The following is a 17,306-nucleotide window of genomic DNA, read 5'->3' on the forward strand; positions in this document are numbered from 1 at the left end:
CACCGCCACCGGGACGGCGTCCGCGCCGTCCTCGACCCGGGGCCCGCCGGACCTGCACGGACACCCTCGGTCCCACGCGGCCCCACCCTCGCCCCCGGGCGACTACACGCCGGCCTCCGACGACACCGACGGCGGAGCAGGCGCGTTCCCGCGTGGCGGGCGGCGACTCCGACGGTATACGTCTGTTGACGTATCTTCCGCCGGGATCACCTGTGGCTGTTGACCGGCGCCCCTCCCGGCGATTGGCTCGCCTGGAGCCCGCCGCCGGGAGGGAGCCCGGCCGGGTGATCCCAGGGGAAGGACAGATCTCATGGCCCATCGCATCCGTACCGTCCGCAACCGGTGGCTGGCCGGTGGCGGCAGCGTCCTCGTCGCCGCCGCCGTCCTCGCCGCGACCGCGGCCCCCGCCCAGGCCCGCCCGGCACTGCGCGGCACCGTCCAGATCAGTGTCGGGGTGAACGGCACCGTGCCGGACAGCCAGTCATGGAGCCAGGCGATCAGCGCCGACGGCCGGTACGCCCTGTTCACCTCGTGGGCCACGAACCTGGTGTCCCAGCCGGCGAAGAGCGGACGCGACGCCTACGTCCGCGACCTGAGGACAGGCCGCACCGAGCGCGTCAACCTGTCCGACGACGACAACGCGCTGGACGGCTTCACCGACTACGTCGCGATCAACGCCGACGGCCGTTACGTCGCCTTCGACAGCGAGGCCGAGAACGTGGTGCCCGGCGTCCAGGTCCAGGGGCGCACCGAGGTGTACGTCCGCGACCGGAGGACCGGGCGCACCGAGCTGGTCAGCGGTGGGCTCACCAGCACCGACACCGACCGGTTCCACGCCTCGTACGCGCCCTCGCTCAGTGCGAACGGCCGGTACGTGGCCTTCGTCTCCAGTCGGACCGACCTCGTCCCGGACCTGCAAGGTGGTGACCCGTCACTGGCCAGGCCCTACACCTGGGACTACAACATCTACGTCACCGACCGCTGGACGGGGAAGACCCGTCTGGTGACCCGCGGGGTGGACGGCAAGCCGGGCGACGGCATGTCGCTAAACCCGACGATCAGCGCGGACGGCCGCACCATCGGCTTCACCTCCCTCGCGGGCAACCTGGTGCCCGCCGAGGAGACCCCTGCCGTCGCCGCCGCGGCTGTCGGGGGCGGCGCTCCCGCCGACGTGGAGCTGGCCCCGGGCCTCGCCGCAGCCACGCCCCGCAGCGCGGGAACGAGCCTCGCCCGGCCGACGACCGGCGTCTACTACACGTACGACGTGAAGTCCGGCCGCATCTCCGCCGCGAGCCTCGACCTCGACGGCAACCTCGGCTACGCGAGCTTCGGTGCGACGATCAGCCCCGACGGGCGGCGTGCGATCTACGCCCTGCCCGAGCCGGGCGGGTCGACCAACGGCCACCGGTTCCACACCGTGCTGTACGTCCGGGACCTCAGGAAGGGCACCGTGACGAAGGTCAGCGGGGGGCTGCCCGGCACCGCGTCGGTCGGCTCGTCCGACCACGGCCGGATCACCGCCGACAACCGCTGGCTCTACTTCACCTCCGCCGCCGACAACCTGGTGGCAGGGCCGCAGCACGCGGGCTGGGACGTCTACCGCCACGACCTGCGCACCGGCCGTACCGAGCGGATCGCCACCGCGCCGGACGGCTCGCTCGGCAACGGCTCCTCGATCGACCCGGTCGTGGACGCCGCCGGTGACACGGTGGTGTTCGGCTCGACCAGCGGCAACCTGGTCGCCGGCACCGGCGGCCCGGCGGGCACCGACAACCAGGTCTTCGCCCGGTCCGCCGGGCACCACCGCGACGGCGACGACCGGGGCCAGGACGGCGACGGCTGACCGCGTTCCGCTGTCCGCACCACCGACCGATCGACCGCGCGGGCGGGAGCACCGGGTGGAAGGACCGCGCGGTGGGGGCGAGCCGATTCGCCTCCACCGCAGGACAGTTGTGAGCCCGTGAGCCCGTGAGCCCGTGAGCCCGTGAGCGCGGTCCGCCGGGCGCGGACCCCGCACTCCACGAGGGGCCCGCGCCGCCGCACCGCGTGCCTTCAGAGGTGGGCGGGGCGGCGGGGCGGAAGACTGCTGGGCCGTGGGTCCCGTCCGGATCCGCCGCCGCCGACCGTGACTGTCGGCGGTGACGGTGCGGCACCCTGGTGAAGCCGGGGGCGCGAATGTAGTGTCCACGTCATGACGACCGCCCGGCGCCGTGCCGCCCTCGCCGCGACCCTCATCGGCGCACTCGCCGCCACGATCACTCCCGCCGCCACCGCCACCGCCGGTACCGCGCAGCAGGCCCGTCCCCACTGCCGGACCGTCGACTCCGCGCAGCCGGACCGGGAACAGGCACGTACGGCGGACCCGCGGACCGCTGCCCTGACCGAGCGCGGGGGCTTCGGCGACTTCGTCCGCCGGTTCCCCACAGCGCTCTGCACCGCGCGCACCGCCGAGCAGGCCGGCCGGCTGGTCGACGCCTGGGGCGAGGCACTGTGGCGGGCCGGCGTCGACCGCGCCCAGGGGCGCCGTCCCGGCGGCGACCTGCCGGCCGTCGACGACCGGCCGCTGTACTGGACCAGGGTCGCCATGGCCCTGCAACTCGGCCGCTGGAAACCGGACTTCGCCGTCGACGCCGCCGTCCTGCGGCAGCGCTTCGAGGACGCCTCGCGCGGACTCGCCGACAGTGGGTTCGGCGGCCGTCCGGGCGTGCGCCGGATCTTCGTCAGCGGGTTCGACCCGTTCGGTCTGGACGCCGAGCTGCGCCGCGCCAATCCGTCGGGCTCGGCGGCCCTGCAACTGGACGGACGGCGGATCGTCCTGGCCGACGGCACCCCCGCGGAGATCCAGACGGTGCTGTTCCCGGTCCGCTACGGCGACTTCGACCGCGGCATCGTCGAGCGCGCCTTCGCCCCGCGGCTCGCCCCCGGCCACCGGTCCGCGGACCTCATCACCACCGTCAGCCAGGGCTACCCCGGACTGTTCACCCTGGAGGCCTGGGCCGGCCGGTCCCGCTCCGCGGACCCGTACCCCGACAACACGGGCGCGCTGTCCGGTGGCACCCGCGAGCACCCCGTCACCGCCCCCGGCCTCGGTCCCGGCGCGGAGTTCATCGCCACCAGCCTGCCCACCGGGCCGATGACCGCCGTCCAGCAGCCGTACCCGCTCAAGGTGAACACCACCGTCACCGAGATCCCCGCCGGGGCGAGCGGCCCGGTCGACCGGACGGACGGCCCGACCCCCGGTTCGCGCGCGGTCGCCGGTGGTGGCGGGGGCTACCTCTCCAACGAGGTGGCCTACCGCACCAACCGGCTACGGCTGGAGCTCGCCCCGCAGCTGCCCGGCGGCCACCTGCACACCCCCGTGCTCACCGGTCTCCCGGAGCAGGCGGAGCAGCTCACCGGGCCGGAGTTCGAGCAGAACGAGGCCGCGATCACCGCCGAGATCCTCGACATCCTGCGGCACACCGTCGGCTGACGGCCAGGGTCTTCCCGGTCGCCCCGTCGGCCGCCCTGTCAGCTGCGCCCGGCAGCCGGCAGGGCGTGTTGGCGCGGCCCTCGCCCGAGTACGGCTCTGGCCGTCTGCCGTCTGCCGTCCGCCGTCCGGGCCGACGTCGCCGCCGACCTCGGCCCGGCCCGGGGCGCCCGCGCCTACGTGTCTGCCACGTCGGAGTGGGCAGCCTGTACGGCTTGCTCGGGGTCGCTCACCCGGTGAGGGGCACGCACTCGGCAAGCAGGGCGACCACGTCGCGCCAGGCCCGCTGCGCGTGCTGCGGGTGGTGGCCGACGCCGGGGACCACGTCCTGGTCGACCGGAGGGTGGTGGAAGGCGTGCAGTGCCCCGCCGTAGACGACGAGGCGCCAGTCGACGCCGGCGGTCTGCATCTCGGCGGTGAAGGCGTCCCGTTGTGCGGGCGGCATGATCGGGTCCTCCGACCCGACCCCGACCCACACGGGGCAGCGGATGCGCGAGGCTTCGCCCGGTCGGCCCGTGGTGAGCGCGTTGACGGTCCCGATGGCGCGCAGGTCGACGCCGTCGCGCCCGAGTTCGAGCACGATCGCGCCTCCGGTGCCGTAGCCGATGGCGGCGATCCGGTCGGAGTCGGTCCGCGGCTCGGCGCGCAGTACGTCGAGCGCCGCGTGGCCGATGTCCCGCATCCGGTCCGGGTCCGCGAGCAGGGGGGTCGTGTGGGCCAGCATCTCCTGGGGGTCGGTGAACCAGCGCCCGCCGTTGATGTCGAAGGCCAGCGCCACGTAGCCCAGTTCGGCGAGGGCGTCGGCCCGGCGGCGCTGGAAGTCGTTCAGACCCGGCCCCTCGGGCCCTATCAGGACCGCAGGTCTGCGGTCGACACCGGCAGGGAGGGCGAGATGCCCGATCATCGTCAGGCCGTCGGCCGGGTACTCGACCGTGCGTGTCGTCACCGTCGTCATACGACCGGACTGTAGTCACGGTCGCGCCCGGTCGGGCCGGACTTCGCCGTCGGCGGAACGTACGGCTGCGGACCGCCGATCCCCGACCGGACACCGCCGCCCGCCGCCCGCCGCCCGTCACGCGGCGGCCTGACCGGGGGACAGGGGGGCGCTGACACCGATCTCCCGGTCGGGCCTTCCGACGCGAGGAACTCGTGGGTTTGCCCGGCGGGATCAGGGTGAGAAGAGCCCCGGGTGAGCGGAACGTGGTCCGGTCGGTGAGTCTCCCCCCACTCACCGCCCGGACCGCGCCCGGCGCGTACGTGGGCCGGGCGCGGCCCACGTCGCCGGGTGGCCGTGGCGCAGTCGGTCCCGGCGATGTACACCGGTCGTCGAGTTCGAGCCCGGCGGCCCGATGCGCCTTGCCGGTTCCCAAGCGCCCCAGGGTCACTGGCGCAAGGTCACGCGCACGCGCCAGAAGCGCTCCCGCCCGCCTCGTCCAGGCCCGCCTGCTGCGCGGCGCCGAGCAACCGGCTGTACGCCCGCGAAGCCGGTCCGTCGCCGCCGCGAGGACGCCGGCCCTCACAACGGGGTGAGGATGTCCTGGTGCGCCCCGTCGAGGACGAGGCCGTTGTCCCACCGGACCCGGACCGTCGCCCGCGCCCCCGGCTCCCGGTGGGCGGCCCAGGTCGGCTCCAGCGTGGCGATCTCCGCCTCCAGCCGCGTTCGGCTCGCCGCCGGCATGGTGTGCCCGTAGTCCTCCAGGAGCGCCTTGAGTCGCTCGTACTCGCGGGCGTCCTCGCTCTGCGGCAGTTCCCCGTCCACCCCCTCGACCGTGCCCTCGATCCCGGCTCCCAGGGACAGGAACCCGACGACGGTCCCGAGCTCCCCGGCGGTTGCCTCGCCGATCCCGAGATCCTCCGTCAGCCGGACACGCCGGCCTTCCTCCAGGGTCATGCGTCCTCCGCCTCTCAGCCGATCGGTGCCGCCTGCCACTGTCCGCCGGGCGCGCAGGGGAGCCGGCTCCAACGGGGCCGCAGCCCTGCTCGGGCAGGCCCGCACAGCGAGCATAGGCGCCGCCGGGCCAGACGCCCGCCCGGCCTGATCGAGAACCGGAGGCGGTTTGTCTCCGCCGGGTCCGACCGCCGGCTCGGAAGGCGTAAGTCTCGAAGGGCGGTGCGCTCTCGCAGAAGGCGGGTGCTGTCGGACAATCCTTTTCGCCCCTATCGCTGCGAACTTCTACAAGGTGGCGTAGGTCTGGTACTTGCGTTGCAGTGAGGAGGCTGCGGCGCCAGCCACGTCGGCCCGGGGGCCCGCCGCGCATTCCTGGAGAAAGTCACCGACCCGAGGGCCCGTCCAGCCCGCTGCGGCGGCAGCGGCCCAGAACCGGAGGCCGTCGTACGGGTCCATTGGGCCGAGGAAGTCGAGGACGTAGTCGATCGTGGCGGCGTCCGGGGAGAGCCGCTGCATGGCGACGGCGCGCAGAGCCCCGTCGGCGAGCAACGGGGTGCCGCTGTCGAGACACCACCGCAGGGAGTCGGAGGTGTCTTCGGAACTGCTGAGCCGGACGATGGCGTCGCCGAGCGCGACGTACACCGCGGTGGCCTTGAAAGGGCGCTGCGCGAGTTCCCGGAGCAGGCCGAGGGCGGGTCGGTGACCGCACATCCCGAGAGCCATGACGATCTGGTACTGGGTCTCCCATGTGCGGACGTCACGGACCTCCTGCTGTAGGGCCCCCAACAGCGAGGGACCCGCCGTAGGGTCGGCAAGCCGACGCAGCCGTGTCGCGGCGGAACGCCGTTTGGGGGAGAGCCGGTGGCCGAGCTGCGCCACGGCTTCATCGAGCGTCAGTGCCATTTCGACCCTTTGTCCTGAGTGGTTCCGTTCTGGCGACACCATAGGTCTTCGCACTGACACAGCGGTTCGTGGCATCGAACCCCGTCTGCCTCGGCCGGACCGATTCCTCCAGTGCACGGGAGACGTGAACTCCGGGGCTCGCAAGGCGCCGGCCGCCCACCTCGCGGACGGCGTCCAGGCGCGGACGGGTGCGGGCAGGTGGTACTGGTGCCCGTCCGCATCCCGTATGAGGAGGTCTTACAGATACCTCCACGGGGGTACGGATTCGCGAAACTCCTCTGGGAGACTTCTGAGTTCCCGGAGGAGATTCCCCGGAGTGAATGAAGAGGCGGACCCTTGAAGAAGAAGGTACGTTTAATCGCGCTTCTATTCGCCGTCGTTGCCGGAATGTTCGGCCTCGCTGCGCCGGTGCACGCTACGCCGACCGACCACTACGTGGACCTCGAAGTGGGATCCGCTCCGGGTTACTACGACGGAGTGAGCGGCTGTAACACCTGGGTCACCTACGGAGCCCCTTCGCGCGTGCTCCTGTGCGGAAGTCAGGTCACCACCGTGACCTGGGCCGACGGTCGGAAGGAGGTCAGCGGTCTGGGCACCGACCACGCGATCTGGTCCTCGCGGCAGACCACCCCGGGAGGGTCATGGGCCCCCTGGGCGAGCCTCGGCGGGGAGAACCTGAAGTACGGGGTGGCCTGGCCCAACCCGTCCACCATCGGTGCGTGGGGCGCTGACAACAGTATCTGGGGTCGCACCTTCGACAACGGCTGGGGTCCCTGGCACATCTGCTGATCCCGGACGGCTGCGCACCGGATCCACGTCCGGGGCGGTTGCGGCACACGAGGCCGGAACCGCCCCGGACAGGTCCGTGAAGTCCGAGGCCGCGGGATTGCCCCGTCACATGATCGGGTGTTCACCGGGGCCCGGGGCGGCGAAGTGGAACCCGAAGGGGGGGCGGGCCGGCCGACGGGGGCGGGTCCGAGCCGTGCCGAGTGTGACCCGGGCGGGTGCACGGTCGTTGTCACCGGGCCGGTCCCGTCACCTTCCCCCGGCAGGGTCGCACGCTGCCCGGGGTCGGCCCGCCGTGGGACGGCCACCCGCCTATCCCTGGAGCGAACAAGCCGTGAACGAGCAGACAAGCGGACCCGGTCGGTCGGCCGGCGTACTGGTGACGGGCGCGACCAGCGGGATCGGCCTGGCCACGGCGCTGCTCTTGGCCCGCCAGGGCCACCGCGTGATCGGGACGGCCCGCTCCCGGGACAAGGCCGACGCGCTCGTCCGCACCGCCCGCGACCGAGGCCTGACGCTGCATGCGGTGGTCATGGACCTCACCGATCCGGCCTCCTGCCGCGAGGCCGTCGCGCAGGCGGCCGACCTGACCGACGGCGGCCCCCACGCGCTGGTCGCCAACGCCGGCATCCCGCTGACGGGTGCGATCACCGACCCCCCGGAGGACCGGATCCGCGAGATCATGGAGGTCAACGTCGTCGGCACGCTGCGCATGTGCGCGCTGGTGCTGCCCGCGATGCGCCGACGGGGCCGGGGGCGGATCGTGACCGTCTCCTCCGCCTCCGCGCGGATCCCGGCGCCGATGAACGGCTGGTACACCGCCAGCAAGCACGCGCTCAGTGCGGCGACGCACAGCCTGCGCATGGAGACCCGCCGCCACGGCGTGCAGGTGGTCCTGATCGAGCCCGGCACCGTCGCGACCCCGTTCTGGGACCGCGCCCGGGAGGATCTGTCCTCCCTCACCACCACCCGCACCGACGCCGGTGTCCACGACCGTACCGCGAGCCTCCTGGCCCGCATCCAGCGCTCGGCCGGCGGGCCGCAACCGGTGGCCCGCGTCATCGCCAGGGCCCTCAGCGTCCCGCGCCCACGGCGCAGGTACACCGTCGGCCTCGACGCCCACCTGGGCACCGCCCTGCAGTACGCGGCGCCGCTGTGGCTCAGCGACCACCTCAAGACCCGCCTGTTCGCCCTCCACACCCCGCCCGCCACCGCCCTCACCCGGATCGGGCGGGCGAGCGACGACTGACCCCGGCGGAGGGTGCCCAGCGACCGCCGGCGGCTCGCGGACACCCTCCGCAGCTCTGCCGGCGGAGATCACGCCCCCGCCGCGAGCGGGCCCGCCCCGGTCCCGGCGCCTTGACGAGCCCGATTCCCCGGGCCGTCCACGTGACCGTACCCCGCCATGATCGTTGCACCTGACGGAGCGGACGTCACGGTCGCATCCGACCGGGCCGCCAGGGTTCGCAGGAGCAGGGGAACGTCTTGGCCTTCGAAGAGTTCGTGGTGTCCGGCTACGGCGGATACAGGTCCGAGGGGCGCACGCTGCGACACCGCGACCCCGACGTCGACACGGTCGTGCTGATCGGCGGGGCCCTTCAGCGCAAGGCGGCCTGGGGCCGCTTCGAGGCGGTGCTCGCCGAGCGGTTCCACGTGTTCACCGTGGACCTGCCCGGGTGGGGCGATGCCGAGACCCTGCCCGCCGCCCTGGGCGTGGACTTCCTCGCGGGCGCCCTGCACGACCTCCTGGAGGCGGCCGGGCACGGGCGCGGGCAGGTGCACGTGCTCGGCGCCTCGTACGGCTCCGGCATCGCCCACCGCTACGCCCAGACCCGCCCGTGCGCGGTACGCAGCATCGTCCTGGCGGGGCCGCTCCTGTGGGTCCCCGACGCGGTCCGGGAGGACCTGAGGCGCAGCGTGGACCTGCTGGAGGACGGGCGGATGGTGGAGTTCGCCGAACTGAGCGCCGACGTCATCCTGCGCTCCACACCGGGCGCGCGGGTGACCCGGCAGGCGGCGGTGCGCCGCATCCTGCACTCCATGTTCCGCGACATCGTCGGCGCGGACCGGGAGAAGTACCGCCACAACACCCTGCGGTTGTTGCGGCAGACGCCGTCGCCGCAGCCGCCGATCACCGTGCCCGTCCTGGTGGTCACGGGCGAGCACGACCGCTTCACTCCGCCCGAGCTGTGCCGCGAGGTCGCCTCGGCCTGCACCGATGCCCGCCTCGTGCTGGCGTACGACGCGGACCACGCGATGCACCTGGAACTCCCGGCCCGGGCCGGGGACCTGCTGACCCGCTTCGTGACCGGCGAGTCCCTCGACGGCCTCTCCTACTGCCACCCGGTGGAGTACACGGCACCGTCGGAATCCGCCAGGCCCGAGGCGGCGCCGAGCGCCCTGACGGCGATGGCCTGAGTCGAAGCCCGACCCGCTCCGCACCGGCCCCACCGCCACCGCCTCACCCCGCACCCGGATGCCGGCATCGGCCCGAACTGGATCCGCCGCCCCGGCCGGCGGGCGAACCGGCCGCGCAGCCCCACGGTCCCGACGCCCCGCCGGCGGGCCGCCAATTCCGCCACCGGGCCGCCCCTCCCGGCACCACACCGCCCCTTCCCCACCCGAGGCCACCATGACCCCAGCCCGTCCCACCGTCCTCCTCACCGGCTCGACCGGCGTGATCGGGGCGAACCTCCTCCCCGCACTCGCCGTCCACCACGACGTCACCGCGCTCGTCCACCGCCGCCGGCCCGAAGGCGCCACCACCTGCCTCCAGGCCGACCTCACCGTCGACGGCCTGGGACTGGACGCCGGCCGGCGCCGCGAACTGGCCGCCGGCATCGACGCCGTCGTGCACTGCGGGGGCCTGACCGACTTCGCCCCGCGCGACCACGCCGCCTTCGACACCGTCAACGCCGAAGGCACCCGCAGAATCCTGGAACTCGCCGACGACGCCCGCGTCCCCGTGGTCCTGCTCTCCTCCGCCTCGGCCGCCTTCGAGGTCACCGGCGACGACCTCGCCGCCCGCTCCATGCGCGCCTACGGCCGCTCCAAGCGCCGAGCCGAGGAACTGGCCACCCACTGCGGCCAACCCGTCGCCGTCGTGCGGACCGCCCTCCTGTTCGCCGCCCTCCGGGCCGCCACCCCACCGCGACACCAGTTCCCCCACGCCCTGTTCACGGTCATGCTCCAGGCGCGCCCCGGCGGACTGCCCGTCCGCCCCGACCACTGGACCGACATCCTCCCCATGGAGACCCTCGTCGACTACGTCACCGCGCTGACCGGAGCCCTCATCGACGGCGACACCAGGGCGCCCGGCCTCCACTGGGTCACCGCCGGCCCCGCCCGGCTGACCGCGGCCGACCTGGAACGGGCCTGCATCGAGTTCCTCGACGAGGCAGGCCGCCCGGCCCGCGGACCGCTCCTGGCCGACCCCACCACGCCCCAACCGCGTACCCGCGGCATGGCCCGCGTGGCCCAACTCGGCTTCCTCCCACCCGACCAGCCCGACATGCCCTCCCACCTGAGCCGCCTCCTCCCCGCCCAGGTGACCCGCGCCGACGTCCTCCGGGCCCTCGCCCACAACGTCCGACGCTGCGCACCGTGGGCACCGTGAACCACCCCTCCCCGCAGGCCCGTTCGGCAGTTAAGCCCGCACCCGCACCCGCACCCGCGCCCGTGTCGATCGCCGCGTCCTTGCCGTCGTCCGGTTCCGGTCGGGCCTGCGCCGAGTGGTGTGACGGCCGGTACGGCGGGCTTTGACGGATCGTCGGACCTGGGGGCCCCGGCCTGCGGATCGGCGCGGTCCCCCCGCCAGGGCCGCCGCGGCGCGGCGGGGAAGGGGGCCACCTGTCTCGGATTGGCCCTGGGGGTGCGGGCCCGGGCGGCGTTACGGTCCGGGCATGCGCCTCTTCGTCGTCGACGCCTTCACCGATCGTCCCTTCTCCGGGAACCCGGCGGCCGTCTGTCTGCTGCCTGCCGGGCAGTGGCCGCAGGATGCGTGGATGCAGCGGATCGCGGCCGAGATGAACCACTCGGAGACCGCGTTCGCCCTTCCGCTGCCCGCTTCGTCCGAGGCCGACTGGGCCGTCCGCTGGTTCACCCCGCGGGTCGAGGCCGGTCTCTGCGGTCATGCGACACTCGCCACGGCGCACGCGCTTCGCGCCGAGAGGGGCCTCGTCGGGGCCGTCCGGTTCCTGAGCCGGAAGCACGGCGTCCTGGTCACCCACGCCGACGCGGAGGGTGCCATCACACTCGACTTCCCGGTCGCGGCCCCGGGTACCGCGGTGGCCGTGCCGGACGGGCTCGCCGGCGCCTTGGGGGCCGCTCCCGAGACCGCCTTCCGCTCCGACGGCCTCGGTGACCTGCTGGCGGTCTTCGCCGACGAGGCCACGGTCCGGGACCTCAGGCCGGACTTCGACGCCGTGGCCGAGCTGACCACCCGCGAGGCACTGCGCGGCGTGATCGTCACGGCCCCCGCCGCCGAGGGAGCCCAGGGCCACGACTTCGTCTCCCGCTTCTTCGCACCGGCCAGGGGCATCCCCGAGGACCCGGTCACCGGCAGCGCCCACACCACGCTCGCGCCGTACTGGTCGGCCCGACTCGGCCGCGAGGAGCTCACCGGCCTCCAGGTGTCGTCACGCAGCGGCCTGGTGCGCACGGCTCTGAGCGGCGACCGTGTCCACCTCACCGGAAACGCCGTCACGGTCCTGGACGGCACCCTGCACGTCTGACGCCCGAAGGACGGAGGGGGACGTGACTCCCGTTCCGCCCCGCCCCGTCCCCTCCCGTTCCGCCCCGGGCCGGGCCGCGTCCGGCACGGCCGGGGCACCCGGGCAGGACCGGGGACGGGAGGGTGCGGGGCGCGGTCCGTCAGGAACAGCCGGAGGTGATCTCGCGGAAGTTGTCGTAGTGGTCGTCGGTGTACCAGACGGTCCGGGTGTCGGGGTTGCGGACGAGGCGCTCGGCGTCGCGGTGGGTGCCGAGGGTGCGCGGGTTGACGTCGTACTCGCGGTAGCGGCCGTCCTTGGGAAGGTCGCCGCTGCGGTTGCCGTAGACGTTGCTGCCGCGGATCACCAGGCCGTCACCCGCGGGGTAGTCGCGGGGGCGGTCGGCGGCTGGCCAGCCGAGCCCCCGCCAGATGTGGCACGCTTCGTCGACCTGGGGCGGGAAATCCTCGACGGGCAGCGGGGGTTCGATGATCGCGCGGACCACCGCGTGGTGTGCGGCGGACCCGGTGGGCGCGGCCGCGGCGGGCGATACGGAGGGGGCGACGACGGCAGCCAGGAGCAGGGTGGCGGCGGCGAGGCGCCGCAGACTTCTGAGTGTGGTCATGCCCGGTATGAACGAGCGCGGGGCAGCTCTGTCACGCTGCGTCACCCGCATGGCTCGGGGTGGTCGGAGGGCCCGGGGGGGCGTTCCTCGAAGGTCTCGACGAACCGGTCGAGAACCGCCGGCCCATCCGTCCGCGCGCCCGTCGCCGGCTCCGGCGGACCGCTACCTCCCACAACCCCCGGGCATGGCCCGGTCGGGCCGGGGCGGGGCCGCGTCCCTGCTCGACCGACGCCTCCGGCCCCGCCAGGACTCACCCGTCCGGTGGTTTTACCGGCGCGGGGTCGAACGCGGTGTGAAGGATCGAGCCGAGTGGTTTCCGCCGCTGCCAGGCCCGGTATGGAGGCTGTCATCGCTGCCACGACACACGGGAGAGACCTGCTGATGAGTGCTTCGGAACGCTACGTACGCGCGTGGGAGGGCTTCTGGGCCGAGAACACGGGAGAACCGGGGGAGCCGTTCTGGGACGCGGACGCGACACTGACGGCGGCCCCGCACATCGCGCTCTTCGCGGCCCACGTCGACCGCACGCTGCCGATCGTCGACCTCGGTTGCGGCAACGGCACCCAGACCCGCTACCTGGCCGGGCACTTCCCGCGCGCGGTGGGCGTCGACCTGTCCGCCGCGGCCGTGGCACACGCCCGTCGGGCGGACCGCGACGCAGTGGCCGAGTTCGAACAGCTCGACCTCACCGACCTGGAGGGGGTGCGGCGACTCGGCGACCGAATCGGCGAGGCCAACGTCTACCTGCGGGCCGTGCTCCACCAGAGCGACCCGGACGACCGGGTGCCGGTCGCGGAGGCCGTCTCCCTGCTGCTCGGCCGACGCGGCCGGGGTTTCGTGGTCGAGCCGACCGCAGCCGCCAAGGCGGTGCTCCAACAGGTCGCCGAACGGCCCGGTGGCCCGCCGGAGAAGCTTCGACAGGTCCGCAAGCACCAACTGCGCCCGGCCGAGGTCGCTTCGGGAGAGTTGCCCGAGCTGCTGCACGAGGCCGGGTTGGAGATCCTCGACCAGGGCGAGAGCGACCTCGCCATGAGCGAGCGCCATCCGGACGGCACCCGGGTAGCGCTGCCGGCCCACTGGTTCGTCGTTGCCGTGGCAGAGGCCGTCCGTCCGGGCAGCTGAGCGCCCGCCGCCCGCCGACAGCTGTCTGCCGCGGCTGTGTCGGAGGTGACCCCAGGGACGCCGGGTGAGGTTCCGAGGGGGAGACGGATCCGCCGCACCGTCGAGGGTCACGCCGGGCAGACTCCCGAGCTCCGGCCCACCGCCGAGCCCGACCCCGGTGCCCGGTTCCGGCGCCCGACCCCGGTGCCCGGACCCCGGTGATATGCCCCAGGGGGGTGCGGCGGTCACAGTGGGGTGGCGGCCGACGATCAGGGCGTCGGCGTCGGCTCCGTCGGCACCGCCGAGCGCGGGCGACCCGCCCTCGGCTAACCTCCCCCTTCGTGGATGATCACCCCGAGCCCTCGACCCTCCGTGTCTTCGTGGCACTGGCCCCGCCCGACGACGCCAAGGACGAACTGGCCCGGGCCCTGCAGCCCGCCTACGCCGCGTACCCGCGGCTGCGGTGGAACCGGATCGAGGACTGGCACATCACCCTGGCCTTCCTCGGTGAACTGTCCTCCGGGGCGGTGCCGCTCCTGAGGTCGGTCCTGGCCGATGCGGCCGCGTCGTACCCCGCCCTGCACCTGGGCCTTCGGGGCGGCGGCCACTTCGACCAGCGACTGCTGTGGAGCGGGATCGACGGGGACCTGGAGGGACTGCACCTGCTCACCGCCGACGTCCGGGACCTGATCAGGTCCTGCGGGGTCGAGTTCAGGGACCGCCCGCTGCGCCCCCACCTGACCCTGGCCCGCTCCCGCCGCGACGATCCCACCAGCGTGCCGCAGGCCGCGGCCGGGCTCGGCGGGTTCGTGGGCCGGGCGTGGTGGACCGAACGTCTCCACCTCGTCGGCAGCAACATCGGCCGTGGCCCCGGGCCGATCCACTATCGCGACATCGAGGCGTGGCGATTCGGCGCCGCCGTCCGGTCCGACGGCGACGGCGCCCTCACCGAGCCGTAGCCGTCAGACGTGCTTCTGAGCCATCAGCCCAAAGGACCCGAAATTCGCAATACCGGAAGAGAGGTGAAGGTTTCGAACTTTCGGGTGAGTCGCATTAGATCCTTTGCGGGAGGCTCCCCGTTCTGAATGGCCAAGACATACTTGCGGGCCTCGAAAAGTCCGAGAAGTGGGGCGCTCCTGCGAAGGTGGCGCATTGCCGCCATGTGGCCTTCTGTGTGAAGAGTGATGGACACCTCCGACATCAGGGGATCCGGTGGCGGGCTCCCTTGAGTTGTCGAAGAAAAAGAACTCCCCCCCATGCCCTGGGACTCTGTGCGCTACTACGTCGACGAGCCCCCCACGCCGACGGCGCCTACTGCGCCGAACACCGCATCACAGGGAGGCGCCGGCAGCCGGTTGCTTTCGGGGCGACCGGCGACGAGGCCCGCCGCCTGCACCGGCTCAAAGCCCTGGAGCAGGCGCCGGGCCAACGGGTCGGCCGGGCAGGCGGAGGCCAGTCCCTCCTGCCCGTCGCCCGCCTGCGGCTCGACACGAGGAGGCCGGCGGGAGCGGCGTGGGAGACTTCGTACGAGTGATCGTCCACGAACCGGTCAGAATCAGCGTGCCGGGCGTGGGCCGGCTGTCGGCGAGAGGACCGGAGAGCGTGGGAACGGACGGGACAGGGCTGTACGCGGACGACACCGCGTGCGATGTCCGCGACGCCTACCGCGACGCCCTGCAAGCGGGGACGGACACCCAGGAGGCCGAAGCGCGGGTGCTGAGCGCCTTCGCCGAGGAACTCGCGGACCCGGACGAGCGGGCCGTGGTCCGGTTCGCCCTGGCGGACACCCAGTCGCGGCTCGGACGACTGACCGGCTCCGCCCGGCGGGAGGCCCTGGCCCTGCTGGACGCGGGCGGCGACCTCGACCGCTGGCAGGAAGCCGGCGCCGCAGAAGTGCGCCGGCGGGCCGCTGTCCTGCGACGGCTGAGAGCCCGGCTGGAGGGCCCCCAGCCCGAACCACGTCCGCTTCGCGCCCGCGGCCCGCAGCCCGCGCGGGCCGTCCCGGGCCGGGTCTACGCGTACCGGGCGCGGAGCGGCCGTACGTACCTGCTCCGGGTGGCGGGCCGGGCGGACGCGGGCTGCTCGACCGGCCCGGTCATCCGGTTCCTGGACCACCCCGGACCGGACCTCCCCGATCCGCCCGATCTGGCGGAGATCCCCGAGCGGCGCTACCACCCGCGGTGGAAGCGGACCGAGGTGGTCATCACGGACGACGGCCGCGCCGAACGGGAGAGCGCCGGGCTGGTCCTGGTCGGCGAACACCCCGTCCCGGCCCTGACCCCGTCCCCCAACGGCCGGACAGTCTCCACGTGGGCGCAGCTCTGTGCCTACCTGGAGACCCGGGACGACCTGACCCGCACCGCCGGCTGACCCCTCGCACGCCGGCCCGGCACGCCACGCGGGCTCAGGGGTGCGAAGGCGCTGGAGCCGCCTGCGGGGGAGGTGTCGGCGAGCCCGGCAGCCTCACGGTGGCGACCGCACCGCCCGTCTGACCGTCCGCTCCGGGCGCCGCCTCGGCGAGCGACACCTCGCCGCCGGCGTCGTGGATCGCCTGGGCGACGATCGCCAGGCCCAGGCCGGAACCGGGCAACTGCCGCGCGGTCGGCGCGCGCCAGAACCGGTCGAACACGTGCGGCATGTCCTCAGGCGCGATGCCCGGTCCGTGGTCACGGACCGTGAGAACGCCGGAGACGAGCGAAACATCGACGGCTCCGCCGACCGGACTGAACTTCACCGCGTTGTCGAGAAGGTTGACCACGGCCCGCTCCAGGGTGTGCGTGTCCGCCCGTACGTACCACGGCTGAAGATCGACGTTGAACGTCAGAGAGTGCCCGCGCAGCCTTGCACGGTCCAGTGCGCGGGCGGCGACGTCGTGCAGTCCCAGCACGGGCACGGGACCCACCGCCGGCACGGGACGGGAGAGGACCAGCAGGTCGCCGATGAGGGTGGACAGCTCCACCATCTGGGCCTTCACGTTGGCGAAGACCTTGGCACGCGTGCCCTCGGGCAGTGGCCGCCCGATCTCCTCGCTGCGGACCAGCAGATCGATGTTGGTGCGCAAGGAGGTCAGCGGGGTACGCAGCTCGTGGCCGGCATCGGCGATCAGCTGCGACTGGCTGTCGCGGGAACGGGCGAGAGCGGTGCTCATGGCGTTGAACGCCCGGCCGAGGCGGGCGATCTCGTCGCCGCCGGCCACGTCGATGGTCGTGCCCGGCTCCTGGGTACGTGCGATGTGCTCGGCCGCCCGGGTGAGGCGGTCGACGGGCTGCAGGGCCCTTCGCGCGAGCCACCACGCACCGGTGGCCGAGGCCGCGATCACCAGCGCGGCGACGGCGGCCGTGACCAGGGCGAGTCCGAACAGCGCGTCGTGTACCGGGCGCAGGGGTTGGGAGAGCGCGACGGCTGCAGTGGTGGGCCTGCCGTTGAACACGACGGGTCCGTAGCTGACCACGTACACCCGCACGGCGTCACCGTTGACCAGTCGCCCGTTGCGGAAGTAGGAGCGTGCGCCGGCTTCGCTCGTCCCGCTGCCCGCCACCGGCAGGTCGCCGTCCGTGACTTCCACGGACCGGGATTCGTTCGGCGGACAGGACGTCCCGTCCGCGAAGATCACCGTGGGGACGGTGTCCCTGGTCATCCACGGCTGGGTGACGACTCCACGGCACCAGTCGTTCATCGCTCGGATCTCAGTGGACGTTAAGTCCGTTTCTGGTAGCGGCCTCGTCCGGGTTGGGTGAGGAAGCCTTGGCGAGTGAGGCGTCCGAGGCGGCTGCGGGTGATGTTGACGGACGCCTCGTCGGTGGGCATGCCGAGGAGTTCGTGCAG

At 73.5% G+C, this 17,306-nt stretch carries 15 protein-coding genes; 10 read left to right on the top strand and 5 right to left on the bottom strand.

From position 1 onward, the window contains the following. Nucleotides 1-310 precede the first annotated feature (310 nt). Both PUR56_RS22640 and PUR56_RS22645 read left to right on the top strand, forming a co-directional pair. On the top strand, nucleotides 311-1,843 hold the full coding sequence (locus PUR56_RS22640; protein ID WP_329950253.1) for a hypothetical protein: 1,533 nt from the start codon (nucleotides 311-313) through the stop codon (nucleotides 1,841-1,843). 348 nt (nucleotides 1,844-2,191) lie between these two features. Further along, a complete protein-coding gene (locus PUR56_RS22645) occupies nucleotides 2,192-3,472 on the top strand; it encodes a pyroglutamyl peptidase (protein WP_329950254.1) in 1,281 nt (426 codons plus the stop codon). Nucleotides 3,473-3,698: 226 nt separating this feature from the next. Here PUR56_RS22645 and PUR56_RS22650 read toward each other — a convergent pair whose 3' ends face one another. From PUR56_RS22650 to PUR56_RS22660, 3 genes are all read right to left on the bottom strand, one after another. Then, nucleotides 3,699-4,424: a dienelactone hydrolase family protein gene (locus tag PUR56_RS22650; RefSeq protein WP_329950255.1), complete on the bottom strand. Its 726-nt coding sequence runs from the start codon at nucleotides 4,422-4,424 to the stop codon at nucleotides 3,699-3,701. A gap of 561 nt (nucleotides 4,425-4,985) precedes the next feature. Then, complete coding sequence (locus PUR56_RS22655) at nucleotides 4,986-5,360, bottom strand: hypothetical protein (RefSeq protein ID WP_329950256.1); 375 nt, start codon at nucleotides 5,358-5,360, stop codon at nucleotides 4,986-4,988. 282 nt (nucleotides 5,361-5,642) lie between these two features. Next, nucleotides 5,643-6,260: a HEAT repeat domain-containing protein gene (locus PUR56_RS22660; RefSeq protein WP_329950257.1), complete on the bottom strand. Its 618-nt coding sequence runs from the start codon at nucleotides 6,258-6,260 to the stop codon at nucleotides 5,643-5,645. Nucleotides 6,261-6,596: 336 nt separating this feature from the next. On the opposite strand from PUR56_RS22660, the gene PUR56_RS22665 reads away from it, so the two are divergent. The 5 genes from PUR56_RS22665 (at nucleotide 6,597) to PUR56_RS22685 (ending at nucleotide 11,779) form a co-directional block, all read left to right on the top strand. Next, nucleotides 6,597-7,049, top strand: a complete 453-nt coding sequence (locus tag PUR56_RS22665; protein ID WP_329876646.1) for a hypothetical protein — start codon at nucleotides 6,597-6,599, stop codon at nucleotides 7,047-7,049. Nucleotides 7,050-7,380: 331 nt separating this feature from the next. Further along, a complete protein-coding gene (locus tag PUR56_RS22670) occupies nucleotides 7,381-8,295 on the top strand; it encodes an SDR family oxidoreductase (protein WP_329950258.1) in 915 nt (304 codons plus the stop codon). A 236-nt stretch (nucleotides 8,296-8,531) separates the two neighbouring features. Further along, entirely contained in the window at nucleotides 8,532-9,464 is a 933-nt protein-coding gene (locus PUR56_RS22675; protein WP_329950259.1) for an alpha/beta fold hydrolase, read from the top strand. Nucleotides 9,465-9,678: 214 nt separating this feature from the next. Continuing rightward, nucleotides 9,679-10,662, top strand: a complete 984-nt coding sequence (locus PUR56_RS22680; protein WP_329950260.1) for an SDR family oxidoreductase — start codon at nucleotides 9,679-9,681, stop codon at nucleotides 10,660-10,662. Nucleotides 10,663-10,948: 286 nt separating this feature from the next. Further along, complete coding sequence (locus PUR56_RS22685) at nucleotides 10,949-11,779, top strand: PhzF family phenazine biosynthesis protein (protein ID WP_329950261.1); 831 nt, start codon at nucleotides 10,949-10,951, stop codon at nucleotides 11,777-11,779. 139 nt (nucleotides 11,780-11,918) lie between these two features. Here the strand turns inward: PUR56_RS22685 and PUR56_RS22690 are convergent, their stop codons facing one another. Continuing rightward, on the bottom strand, nucleotides 11,919-12,380 hold the full coding sequence (locus PUR56_RS22690; protein WP_329950262.1) for a ribonuclease domain-containing protein: 462 nt from the start codon (nucleotides 12,378-12,380) through the stop codon (nucleotides 11,919-11,921). 381 nt (nucleotides 12,381-12,761) lie between these two features. Between PUR56_RS22690 and PUR56_RS22695 the strand changes: the two genes are divergently transcribed. From PUR56_RS22695 to PUR56_RS22705, 3 genes are all read left to right on the top strand, one after another. Next, complete coding sequence (locus PUR56_RS22695) at nucleotides 12,762-13,502, top strand: class I SAM-dependent methyltransferase (protein WP_329950263.1); 741 nt, start codon at nucleotides 12,762-12,764, stop codon at nucleotides 13,500-13,502. Between the two features lie 320 nt (nucleotides 13,503-13,822). Continuing rightward, the gene (gene thpR, locus PUR56_RS22700) at nucleotides 13,823-14,440 is read left to right on the top strand and encodes an RNA 2',3'-cyclic phosphodiesterase (RefSeq protein WP_329950264.1); all 618 of its coding nucleotides are present in this window, start codon (nucleotides 13,823-13,825) and stop codon (nucleotides 14,438-14,440) included. A gap of 643 nt (nucleotides 14,441-15,083) precedes the next feature. After that, nucleotides 15,084-15,851 carry a hypothetical protein gene (locus PUR56_RS22705; protein WP_329950265.1) on the top strand — a complete coding sequence of 256 codons (768 nt, stop codon included), beginning with the start codon at nucleotides 15,084-15,086 and terminating at the stop codon, nucleotides 15,849-15,851. A 34-nt stretch (nucleotides 15,852-15,885) separates the two neighbouring features. Here the strand turns inward: PUR56_RS22705 and PUR56_RS22710 are convergent, their stop codons facing one another. Beyond that, a complete protein-coding gene (locus PUR56_RS22710) occupies nucleotides 15,886-17,118 on the bottom strand; it encodes a sensor histidine kinase (RefSeq protein ID WP_329950266.1) in 1,233 nt (410 codons plus the stop codon). Nucleotides 17,119-17,306 lie beyond the last annotated feature (188 nt).

This window comes from Streptomyces sp. BE303, from assembly GCF_036290945.1.
Taxonomy (GTDB): Bacteria; Actinomycetota; Actinomycetes; order Streptomycetales; family Streptomycetaceae; genus Kitasatospora.